The organism is Halorubrum rarum (assembly GCF_048380895.1).
GTDB lineage: Archaea > Halobacteriota > Halobacteria > Halobacteriales > Haloferacaceae > Halorubrum.
On sequence record NZ_JBLWMN010000004.1, the window covers coordinates 49,163 to 60,874 of the forward strand.

6 protein-coding genes and 1 CRISPR repeat array are annotated in these 11,712 nt (G+C 62.7%); of the genes, 3 read left to right on the forward strand and 3 right to left on the reverse strand.

Features of this window, described 5'->3' with window-relative positions:
• Positions 1–87: 87 nt before the first annotated feature.
• Positions 88–1,143 carry a glutathione S-transferase family protein gene (locus ACNSN7_RS03800; RefSeq protein WP_418280784.1) on the forward strand — a complete coding sequence of 352 codons (1,056 nt, stop codon included), beginning with the start codon at positions 88–90 and terminating at the stop codon, positions 1,141–1,143.
• A gap of 63 nt (positions 1,144–1,206) precedes the next feature.
• The gene (locus ACNSN7_RS03805) at positions 1,207–1,818 is read left to right on the forward strand and encodes a translation initiation factor IF-2 subunit beta (protein WP_418280786.1); all 612 of its coding nucleotides are present in this window, start codon (positions 1,207–1,209) and stop codon (positions 1,816–1,818) included.
• 230 nt (positions 1,819–2,048) lie between these two features.
• On the opposite strand, the gene gfo6 is transcribed toward ACNSN7_RS03805, so the two are convergent.
• Positions 2,049–3,131 (reverse strand): D-xylose 1-dehydrogenase Gfo6, encoded by a 1,083-nt coding sequence (gene gfo6 / locus ACNSN7_RS03810; RefSeq protein WP_418280787.1) that lies wholly within the window; start codon positions 3,129–3,131, stop codon positions 2,049–2,051.
• A 115-nt stretch (positions 3,132–3,246) separates the two neighbouring features.
• Between gfo6 and ACNSN7_RS03815 the strand changes: the two genes are divergently transcribed.
• A complete protein-coding gene (locus ACNSN7_RS03815) occupies positions 3,247–3,678 on the forward strand; it encodes a universal stress protein (protein ID WP_418280789.1) in 432 nt (143 codons plus the stop codon).
• Positions 3,679–3,953: 275 nt separating this feature from the next.
• Positions 3,954–10,343: a CRISPR direct-repeat array (repeat unit 30 nt; unit sequence GCTTCAACCCCACAAGGGTTCGTCTGAAAC).
• Between the two features lie 114 nt (positions 10,344–10,457).
• On the opposite strand, the gene cas2 is transcribed toward ACNSN7_RS03815, so the two are convergent.
• Together cas2 and cas1b are read right to left on the reverse strand one after the other, a co-directional pair.
• Positions 10,458–10,718 (reverse strand): CRISPR-associated endonuclease Cas2, encoded by a 261-nt coding sequence (cas2, locus tag ACNSN7_RS03820; protein ID WP_418280790.1) that lies wholly within the window; start codon positions 10,716–10,718, stop codon positions 10,458–10,460.
• Positions 10,718–11,710: a type I-B CRISPR-associated endonuclease Cas1b gene (gene cas1b, locus ACNSN7_RS03825; RefSeq protein WP_418280791.1), complete on the reverse strand. Its 993-nt coding sequence runs from the start codon at positions 11,708–11,710 to the stop codon at positions 10,718–10,720. Before cas1b ends, cas2 begins: the two co-directional genes overlap by 1 nt.
• Positions 11,711–11,712 lie beyond the last annotated feature (2 nt).

An 11,712-nucleotide genomic window follows, 5' to 3' on the forward strand; every position in this document is an offset into this window, starting at 1 on the left:
AACGGAGACATACAAAAAGCCGTGCCCGGTCCCGGTGACGCTCGTGTCCCTGCCCCGACTATGGTCGTCGAGCACGTTCGTCCGGGTATGACCCAACTCGTCGACGGCGAATGGCGGACCGACGCGGACGGATCCACGGACGAGGACGGCGCGTTCCAACGCGGCGAGACGACGTTCCGGAACTGGATCGCCGGCAGCGACGTACCGAGCCACGTGGACGCCGAGCCCGACGACCGGTTCCAGCCGGAGGCGGGCCGCTACCATCTGTACGTCTCGTACGCCTGTCCGTGGGCCCATCGGGCGTTGCTCGCGCGGTCGTTGCTCGGGCTGGAGGCGGCCATCGGCGTGAGCGTCGTCGACCCGTGGCGCGGGGAGGACGGGTGGCAGTTCAGTCCCGAGAAGGACGGGTGTACGCCCGACAGGCTACATGACAGCGACTACCTCCGCGAGCTGTACGTCGCGGCCGACCCGGACGCGACCTGCCGGGTGACCGTGCCCGTGCTCTGGGACACCGAGACGGAGACGATCGTGAACAACGAGTCGCGGGAGATCCTCCGTATGCTCTCGACCGCGTTCGCCGACCTCGGAAACGACGTCAGCCTACTTCCGGGCGGCGAGACGAGTGCCGACGCCGCCGACGCCACCGAGGCCACCGTCGAGCGCGTCGACGAGGTCCTCACCGCGATCTACGAGCCGATCAACAACGGGGTGTATCGTGCGGGCTTCGCGGGGTCACAGTCGGCGTACGACGAGGCGATCGACGAGCTGTTCGATGCGCTGGACCGTTGGAACGACCACCTCGCGGACCGGCGCTATCTCGTCGGCGACCGACTGACCGAGGCGGACGTCTGCATGTTCACGACGCTCGTCAGGTTCGACCAGGTGTATCACACACACTTCATGTGTAACGCGAGATTCATCCACCAGTACGAGCACCTCTGGCCGTATCTGCGCGACCTGTACGGCACGCCGGGTGTCGCCGAAACCGTGAACATGGACCATATCAAAGAACACTACTACACGACCCATCCGGACGTGACTCCGTCGGGAATCATCGCTCGCGGACCGGAGCTCGACTGGAAGGAACCGCACGACCGCGACCGTCTCTCCGGGTCGCCACCGACGTCCGACACGACCGAGTAAGTCGGTGGGTTCCCGCCTGCGGAACCCGGAAGCGATTTCCGTCGGCCACCCGTTCCGCTCGATATGGACTACGAATCGAGCCTCGACCGTGCGATGGAGGAGGTTCCGGACCTGGGCGGCTCCGACGAGCGCCTGTCGGTTCCGGACCCCGAAGCACAGAAGGACGGCGCGTTCACCCGACTGACGAACCTCTCGGAGATCGCGGACGCGTTGAGCCGTGACCCCGAACACGTCCACTCGAAGATACAGCAGGAACTCGGCACCGCCGGCCAGTACGAGGACGGCCGCGCTCGCTACAACGGGAACTTCCGCGAGCGCGACTTCCAGGCGGCGATCGACTCGTACATCGAGTCGTTCGTCACCTGTTCGGAGTGTGGCCTGCCCGACACCCGACTGGAGACGGAGAACCGGACGCCGATGCTCCGATGTGAGGCGTGTGGTGCGTTCCGCCCCGTCGCCAAGCAGACCACGTCGAACACCCAGCGCCAGGAGGAGGCGATCGAATCCGGAAACACCTACGAGCTCGAGATCGTCGGCACCGGTCGCAAGGGCGACGGCGTCGCCGAACGCGGCGAGTACACGATCTTCGTCCCCGGCGCACAGGAAGGCGAGACCGTCCGTGCGTACATCAAGAACGTCTCCGGAAACCTCGCGTTCGCACGCCGCGAGAACTGACCGGACCGACCCCACCCGATCGAACCGCCCTCCCCGCGGCCCCTTCTCCTCGGCTCTCACTGCGGCCCCTTCTCCTCGGCTCTCACTGCGGCCCCTTCTCCTCGGCTCTCACCGCGACTTCTCACTGCGATCGCTCACCGCGATCTCTCCTCCTCGGCCTCCCACTGCGACCGCTCATCGCGGTCCCCCACCGAATCCCGTACCGACGAGGCACCCGGTCGCTGACGCCGTCAGAGACGAACACGTTCGCCGTGCTCCGCCGCCTCGTACACCGCCGCGATCGCTCGCATGTCGACGAGCGCGTGGTCGCCGTCCGGTTCGGGTGCTCGTCCCGTGAGAACGCGGTCCGCGAAGTAGTCGAACTCCTCGCACATCTGGTCGATGTGGCGCGCGGACAGCGACGCCGACGTCGTCCCGCGGCGGAGGACTAACTCGCGGTCCTCGCCGCCGTAGAAGGCTGGCGAGAGGACGAGTTCGCCCGCCGAACCGATGACGCGGAGTTCGCCTGCCTTCGCGAGGTTCTGGCTCGCCGCACACTCCGCGACCACGTCGTCGGGGAACGACACCGAGAAGGACGCGCGCTCGTCCGGCACGTCGTCGAACGCGGGGTGTGAACCGCGGAACGTCGCCGTCACGCTCGTCGGGTCGGCGTCGAGCAGGAACCGGGTCGTGTTGAGCGGATAGATCCCCAGATCCGTGACGCTCGTTCCGTACCCGGCCAGATCGGGGTCGAGCCGCCACTGGTCCGGGCCGCCGTGCTCCAACACCGGCTGCGTCATGTGACCGCGGACGTGGGCGGGGTCGCCGATCGATCCGTCGCGGATCGCGGTCCGAGCCGCGCGAGTGAGCGGATCCGTCTGCATCCGGTACGCGCACATGAGGGGGACGCCGGCGTCCTCGCAGGCGGCGACGAGCCGCTCCGCGCGCTCGAGGGTCGCCTCCAGGGGCTTTTCACAGAGGACGGCCTTGCCGTGGTCCGCGGCGGCCGCGACGTACGGGAGGTGGAGCGCGTTCGGCGTGGCGACGTAGACGGCGTCGTACTCGTCGACGGCGTCCCCCGCGCGGAACGCGTCGTACGTCAACGGGGTCGGCGTCGTCGCCTCGGGAGCCTCTTCGGCGACCCGCTCGGCCTTCTCGGCCGATCCGCTCACGACGACCGCCGTCTCACAGAGCGTCGAGTCACCGATCGCCGGCAGCGCGCGGGTCCGCGTCCATCCCCCGAGGCCGACCAGCGCGAACCGGACCGTTCCCGACGCCGCCCGCTGCCAGTCGCGCTGCGTGAGCCCGTCCAGCGTCTCGTCGAGGTCGTGCATACGTCATCCACCGACCCGTCGGCACAAAACCGCGGCGATGGTCGATCGCCGCCGGAGAACCGCCGAGCGGGAACCGTCAGGGGGTTTCACGTAGCCGCCGCGCGAACAGTCAGGTATGTACGACGACATCCTGTTCCCGACCGACGGCAGCGACGGGGCCGACGTCGCATTGGATCACGCGATCGAACACGCGCTGACCTACGACGCGACCCTCCACGTGCTGTACGTCGTCGAGGAGACGTATCCCGCCGTCGAGGCCGGGCCGCCGTCGGTGCTGGCCGCCCTTGAAAAGGAGGGCGAGGACGCCCTCGAACGAGCCCGCTCGCGGGCGAAGGCGGCCGGCGTCGAGTCGATCCGCGGGTCGGTCGACGGCGGGTCCCCGTATCGACACATCCTGGAGTACGTCGACGAACACGGCATCGACCTGATCGTGATGGGGACCCACGGGCGGCGCGGCGTCGACCGATTCCTCCTCGGAAGCGTCACCGAGAAGGTGGTTCGTACCGCGGACTGTCCCGTCCTGACCGTGCGAGCGCAAGAGGAGTAGACGACCCGTCGATCCGTCCGACCGACGGTCACTCGATGTCGAACTCCCCGTGGGTGGGCGGAGCCCCGCGCTCGGTGTCCCCTACCGGGCGCACGACGTGCGTCGAGGCGGTCACGCGGGACCGCGGAAACGCGCTGTCGGGAAAGAATCCCGTATCGACGGAGCAGTCTCGAGGGCCCCATCGCCGATGCTCTCAACACGTGGACGCTCCGGTGGTCGGTGACGACTGCGGAACGGAGCGACTCGACGACGTCGATCTTCGCGGCGCGGTCCGAGCTTCAACCCCACAAGGGTTCGTCTGAAACTCGAGTATCCTCACTCGTCACTGTCCCTCACCTCCTGCTTCAACCCCACAAGGGTTCGTCTGAAACCCCGAGCATGGCCTTCTCGGCGTCCTTCACGCGCTGGCTTCAACCCCACAAGGGTTCGTCTGAAACGTACATCGGCGGGTCCGGGATCTCCGGCGGCTCGTCGCTTCAACCCCACAAGGGTTCGTCTGAAACACGATCTCGGGAGCGACCTCACGATCGACGGCGGCGGCTTCAACCCCACAAGGGTTCGTCTGAAACCCGGCGTGGCGTTCGTCCCCTACCAAAGGACGCGTGGCTTCAACCCCACAAGGGTTCGTCTGAAACCGGAACACTCCGGTTGCCACACTATGCAAAACGAGCTTCAACCCCACAAGGGTTCGTCTGAAACAGGGGACGCGTACGATTACGTGGACCACGTGGGCGGCTTCAACCCCACAAGGGTTCGTCTGAAACCGCCCGTGACCAAACTGGGATTAGTGAGGTGCTACGGCTTCAACCCCACAAGGGTTCGTCTGAAACCCAGTTCCACGAGGTCCTCGCTGTTGCCCATCCCGAGCTTCAACCCCACAAGGGTTCGTCTGAAACAAGTTCTGTAGCTGTTCGACTCGGATGCCGTTGACGCTTCAACCCCACAAGGGTTCGTCTGAAACGGATGGATGGCGACTTGTTCTAAGGCCATACTTAGGCTTCAACCCCACAAGGGTTCGTCTGAAACTCAAAGTTCGGGTCCGTAAGCGCCGTCGCGTCGTCGCTTCAACCCCACAAGGGTTCGTCTGAAACCCGACGCCGTGGAGGGCCGCAACGACATTCTGATCGCTTCAACCCCACAAGGGTTCGTCTGAAACCAGTTTTCGGACGTCCGACTGCTCGGTCCGTCGACAGTGCTTCAACCCCACAAGGGTTCGTCTGAAACGCGCCGGCGTCGACGGCGACGTAGTACATCGCGAAGCTTCAACCCCACAAGGGTTCGTCTGAAACTCCTTGGCGTCGATTCCGACCGCCACCGTTGTCGTGCTTCAACCCCACAAGGGTTCGTCTGAAACCACAGGCCCGAGCGCACCCCGGAATTCGTCGAGGAAGCTTCAACCCCACAAGGGTTCGTCTGAAACGACAGTTATATTTCGGACGGTCACGTTTGGAGATGCTTCAACCCCACAAGGGTTCGTCTGAAACCGTCGAGGCGCTCCGGACCGTCGACGCGACGACCGGCTTCAACCCCACAAGGGTTCGTCTGAAACCCCGGCGTTATGCCGCCGGGGGCCGCTTTCAGGCCGCTTCAACCCCACAAGGGTTCGTCTGAAACGGCAGGACACCGACGGATGGTCCGGCTTCCTTCGCGCTTCAACCCCACAAGGGTTCGTCTGAAACCGTCGTGAGGTCGCGCGGGAACGCCCGACGGTCGGCGCTTCAACCCCACAAGGGTTCGTCTGAAACGAGTCGATCGTCGGCGAGAGCGGCCGGTTCGTGCCGCTTCAACCCCACAAGGGTTCGTCTGAAACGGCGATCCGACCGAGTCTGAGCGTCCGACGAAAGAGGCTTCAACCCCACAAGGGTTCGTCTGAAACCGATCTCACCGAGGAGACCATCGAGGTCGTCCAGACGCTTCAACCCCACAAGGGTTCGTCTGAAACCGACTGTATCGGGGCTTCGTTGTACCACGAGAACGGGCTTCAACCCCACAAGGGTTCGTCTGAAACTCCGCCACGACGTCGATAGCGAACAGCGTCTCGGAGCTTCAACCCCACAAGGGTTCGTCTGAAACGCCGCGACGGAGACGGGAAACGACGCCGGGCCGAGTTGCTTCAACCCCACAAGGGTTCGTCTGAAACGCGCGAGAGGTAGCGATTCGGAGTAACGAGCTGGCGGCTTCAACCCCACAAGGGTTCGTCTGAAACTCCGTCGCCTCGTCGGACGCCAACACTTCGCCGGCCGCTTCAACCCCACAAGGGTTCGTCTGAAACATCGCCCGGCACACGCGTGACGACCTCGGGACGGACGCTTCAACCCCACAAGGGTTCGTCTGAAACTGTGATTTCCCCGTCGCAATAAATGTCGTTAACGTCGCTTCAACCCCACAAGGGTTCGTCTGAAACCCCGTGCCTCTTCGCGCTCAATGCGCTCTAAGCGCGCTTCAACCCCACAAGGGTTCGTCTGAAACACTTCGAGGTCCGTGGGTGCGGTGGGGTTGGTGTCCGCTTCAACCCCACAAGGGTTCGTCTGAAACGTCGTCGAGTTGGGCGGGGGTGAGATACGTGAGGCTTCAACCCCACAAGGGTTCGTCTGAAACGACCCTTGGGGTAGCACCGCCGAAACCCGCCTGCAGCTTCAACCCCACAAGGGTTCGTCTGAAACACGGTCGGCGAAGTGGACCTTATCCGCACGGATCCGCTTCAACCCCACAAGGGTTCGTCTGAAACGCTCGCCCTCTCGCCGACCGCGCCGGAGGTGTGGACGCTTCAACCCCACAAGGGTTCGTCTGAAACCGGATCACCCACCCACGAATCCCGTCTTTGAGGTGGCTTCAACCCCACAAGGGTTCGTCTGAAACCACGGGGCCGGTCGGCGTCGCCGCGTCATGGACGGCTTCAACCCCACAAGGGTTCGTCTGAAACTCCGGCGACTCGGACGGCGTCGTGTACCCGACGTCGCTTCAACCCCACAAGGGTTCGTCTGAAACGGATCGGGGGCGTCGATCGCGGGAGTCGGATCGCGTGCTTCAACCCCACAAGGGTTCGTCTGAAACCGCGTTCTCAGGATGCGCGACCGGCAGGTGACACGCGCTTCAACCCCACAAGGGTTCGTCTGAAACCACGCCCCCCGTATAGCTGTCGCTGGCGAGCAACTGCTTCAACCCCACAAGGGTTCGTCTGAAACGACGTTCGACCCCTTCTCTTCGAAGTACTTCTCCTTGCTTCAACCCCACAAGGGTTCGTCTGAAACGAGGTCGACGGATTCGACCTGTCGACCGAGGACGCTTCAACCCCACAAGGGTTCGTCTGAAACCCGTGTCGATGTCCAGCCCGAGCTCGTGGACCACGAGCTTCAACCCCACAAGGGTTCGTCTGAAACGCCGACGGTCACTGCGAGCGCTGCGGGACGGCGACCGCTTCAACCCCACAAGGGTTCGTCTGAAACCGTCCGGGATCGCCTCGGCCGGATGGTTGAACACGGGCTTCAACCCCACAAGGGTTCGTCTGAAACGAGGCCGCCCGGGAGCTCGAGCGCGCCGACCAGGTGGCTTCAACCCCACAAGGGTTCGTCTGAAACCTTCATGATTGTGATTGTGACCGCCGTCGGTAGACGCTTCAACCCCACAAGGGTTCGTCTGAAACGCCGTTGTAGACCACGCTCGGGTCGCCCCCGATGTCGCTTCAACCCCACAAGGGTTCGTCTGAAACACGAGGAGGCGCTCCTCTCGCCGGAGCGGTCGAAGGCTTCAACCCCACAAGGGTTCGTCTGAAACCCCGTATAATTCATCGCCGTCAGGCTGATAGACCTCGCTTCAACCCCACAAGGGTTCGTCTGAAACCATCTGATGCTCTAATTCCTCAAACCCACTGCCTGCTTCAACCCCACAAGGGTTCGTCTGAAACGTGATGACCGTCGTCCGGTCTTTGTGCTCACGCTCGCTTCAACCCCACAAGGGTTCGTCTGAAACACGGTCGACGCGGTTGGGATCGGCGAGCTGAACGAGGCTTCAACCCCACAAGGGTTCGTCTGAAACAGCCAGGAGAGATCGTCGTGGTCGAGCTCGACGAGCTTCAACCCCACAAGGGTTCGTCTGAAACGCCGATCTCGCGTTGCTCAACCCGACGAAACGTGAGCTTCAACCCCACAAGGGTTCGTCTGAAACGCGTCGGGCGGGTACTCGTCAGCCCCCACGATCGCCGGCTTCAACCCCACAAGGGTTCGTCTGAAACCGCTTCGCTCAGCGGCTCCTCGTCGACAAACAAGTGCTTCAACCCCACAAGGGTTCGTCTGAAACCGGCGGTACTTGGGCGTCGATCGCCGCGTTCGGTGCTTCAACCCCACAAGGGTTCGTCTGAAACGCACCAGTTTCGTGTGCTGTTCGAACGTCTCGAGCATCAACGCGAACAGGCTTCAACCCCACAAGGGTTCGTCTGAAACACCTGGCGGTCGGTCGCGCACTCCGGTAAGGCCTGCTTCAACCCCACAAGGGTTCGTCTGAAACCGTCGGGCGGGTACTCGTCAGCCCCCACGATCGCCGGCTTCAACCCCACAAGGGTTCGTCTGAAACTCGATGCGTAACCTGCGCTGCTGGCTGCTCGGCCACGCTTCAACCCCACAAGGGTTCGTCTGAAACGTCTGGCTGACAGTCATAGCGGCTCACCGTCTGTGAGCTTCAACCCCACAAGGGTTCGTCTGAAACGGGGTGAGTTCCACGTCCTCCTGCTGGGCGACCCTGGCTTCAACCCCACAAGGGTTCGTCTGAAACTAGCGCACCTCCTCCGAGGTGGTTTTATTCGCGGACGCTTCAACCCCACAAGGGTTCGTCTGAAACCAGGGAGCGACGCGAACGGCAGGATCTCGGAGTTGACGCTTCAACCCCACAAGGGTTCGTCTGAAACTCCCGAAGGCCCCGCATCGCCGCCGGCAGCGTGTCGCTTCAACCCCACAAGGGTTCGTCTGAAACCGTTTATCTTCAGTGACGCTTTCTGCCCGGCGCGTGCTTCAACCCCACAAGGGTTCGTCTGAAACGACCTCGCGGCCATCTCCGAGGAGATCAACGAGGAGGCTTCAACCCCACAAGGGTTCGTCTGAAACAACCCGCTTGAGCTCGCGGGAGCGTCACTCGCACCGCTTCAACCCCACAAGGGTTCGTCTGAAACGCTACGCTGTCGCCGAGCACATGGATGTCACGGAGTGCTTCAACCCCACAAGGGTTCGTCTGAAACATGGTTTGCTTTCGCCGGCCCTCCGAGCCGCAACGCGCTTCAACCCCACAAGGGTTCGTCTGAAACACGGGACTTCTTACGACTTCACAAGTCCCGACGAGCGCTTCAACCCCACAAGGGTTCGTCTGAAACCGGCGAGCCCGATCTCTTCGAGCTGACCGCGATCGCTTCAACCCCACAAGGGTTCGTCTGAAACGCAGATGTACGTCTTCCGCAACCTGTTCCGTGTGGACGCTTCAACCCCACAAGGGTTCGTCTGAAACCGACCGTGTCTCCCTCTCTACCGACGTCGATGAGGCTTCAACCCCACAAGGGTTCGTCTGAAACGGACTTCCTGGTCCCCGGACTCATCCAAGCGATTCGGCTTCAACCCCACAAGGGTTCGTCTGAAACGCTCGTTGGCGTCGACGGTGGCGAGGCCGCCGGTGCTTCAACCCCACAAGGGTTCGTCTGAAACCGACGTCCTCGACGGGACGATCGGCGAGGTCGAGGCTTCAACCCCACAAGGGTTCGTCTGAAACAACGTCATCGACCCGACCAACGCCTACGACGATCGGGCGCTTCAACCCCACAAGGGTTCGTCTGAAACCGCCGAGGATGGCGACGCCGGTGATAATGAGTGATGCTTCAACCCCACAAGGGTTCGTCTGAAACCCGACGCCGAGAAGCGCCGAGATGAGGCTGATCAGCAGCTTCAACCCCACAAGGGTTCGTCTGAAACCTCGAGGCCCCGGCTGGCTGGCCGACAAGCGCGGGCTTCAACCCCACAAGGGTTCGTCTGAAACTGGCCCTCGGCGGTCGAGAAGTAGAGATTCAGCGGGCTTCAACCCCACAAGGGTTCGTCTGAAACAGCAAGGATCAGACCATCTCGGCGATCCGTAACAAGCTTCAACCCCACAAGGGTTCGTCTGAAACGCACTGCGGGTCATGGCCGACGCCCAGCGAAGCGTGCTTCAACCCCACAAGGGTTCGTCTGAAACTCGCGTCAAGCCAGTCGCGCATGACCACCTGCGGGCTTCAACCCCACAAGGGTTCGTCTGAAACTGCACGACCTCGCCCGGCCGGAGCGCCCCGACGTTGCTTCAACCCCACAAGGGTTCGTCTGAAACTCCGGTTTGATACGTGTACTCCTCGCCGTCGTGGCCGCTTCAACCCCACAAGGGTTCGTCTGAAACGTCCCGGTCGAGTCGAGTTGTACGTCGGCGACGCGGCTTCAACCCCACAAGGGTTCGTCTGAAACCGCGTCGGGGTCGGGGACGCGGGTCCCGTTCTCGATGCTTCAACCCCACAAGGGTTCGTCTGAAACGTTCCCGAGAAAGTCGTCGCGGTCCGCGGGGTGGAGGCTTCAACCCCACAAGGGTTCGTCTGAAACCGCCTTCGAGATCCCGCAGGTCGCGCCGAAACACGTGCTTCAACCCCACAAGGGTTCGTCTGAAACGGTGGCTGATTCGGGTACCACAGGCTGTCTACTGGTTACTCACACACAAGTGTTTCCGTCGACCCTCAATAAACCCTGAACCCCCAGGGGGTCGACGACGATCTCCGGCGTGGGTCACAGAAGTCGGTTGTCTTCGGCAGGGTCATCGCCATAGACCGCACGATCGACGAGTGTCTCCGAGGAGAGTTGGTAGATGATCACGCTCTCGCCGGTGATCAGAAGGTCCTCGATGGCGTTCCGGAGTTGTGCGAGGTCTCCCTCGGTGATGTGCCCCTCGAGAACGGAATTCTGTACGTGGGTGAGGTAGCGTCGACAGAGCTTCAGCATTCGCTGTGTCCGTTCAGCTTCCATGTCGTAGACGAGCACGACGTACATTACCACCACCTCCGAAATGCCTCGTAACGCTCGCCGGTAAGGAGGTGCTTTTTGAGCTTATACGCCTCCAGCCGGAGGAGGTACTGGTAGCTCACCTTTCGATCGAGACGAGGGTGCTCGACGGTCTCCTCAAGCGTCTTCTCGAACTCTCGTGTGTATGCCTTTCGGCCGGACTCGGAGAGGAGACATGCCCCGACCTCAGAGCGGAAGTCGGCATCGGAGAGCTGTTTCCGGTTGAACAGCCGAAACATCACGCGGTCGGCGAGAACCGGCTTGAACAGGTCGGCAATATCGAGCGAGAGCGAGTAGCGACGCTCGCCGGGCTCGTGGAGATAGCTCACAGAGGGTTCGAGCGCGGTGGCACGGATCGCAGAGACGCAGTTGGCGTACACGAGCGAGTTGCCGAACGAGACGACGCTGTTTACCTCATCCGTCGGTGGGTCGAACCGTCGTCCGGTAAACGGGTAGTCGCCCGGAAGGATCGTTGAGAACGTGCCGTAGTACGCTTTTCGGGCTGTTGCTTCGACGCCCATCAGTTCGGGAACGTCGTCGGTGTCGTCCACGCGCTCTCCAGCGTCGTCGAGATCGTCGAGTGCCCGCTGGAGGTCCCGCCCCCTGTTGTGGTAGTAGGAGACGTTCGAGCGCATGTTGTGGATACTCCCGGCGACGAACTCGCGGGCGATCCGTAGTCGTCGGTCGTCGTCCTCGTAGGCGGAGACCTGCGCTACGACGGTGCGTCCGGAGGTCTGGCCTTTCTCCGGCATGACGGACCCGGCGTAGTAGTCCTTCCAGCCGAAAACGTGCGCAGCGACCCCCTCAGAGTTCAGAAACGAGACGAAACGCGTGTTGAAGTCGATCTGTCCGTGGAGGTACACGGCCTCCGCGTGTTCGACCGGGATATGCTTTTTCTCGCCGTCGTCGGTGACGACACGGAGCGTGTCGTCTCGTCGTTCGATGTGTCCGTCGGAGAACACGTGGTAGTTCCTGTCCATGA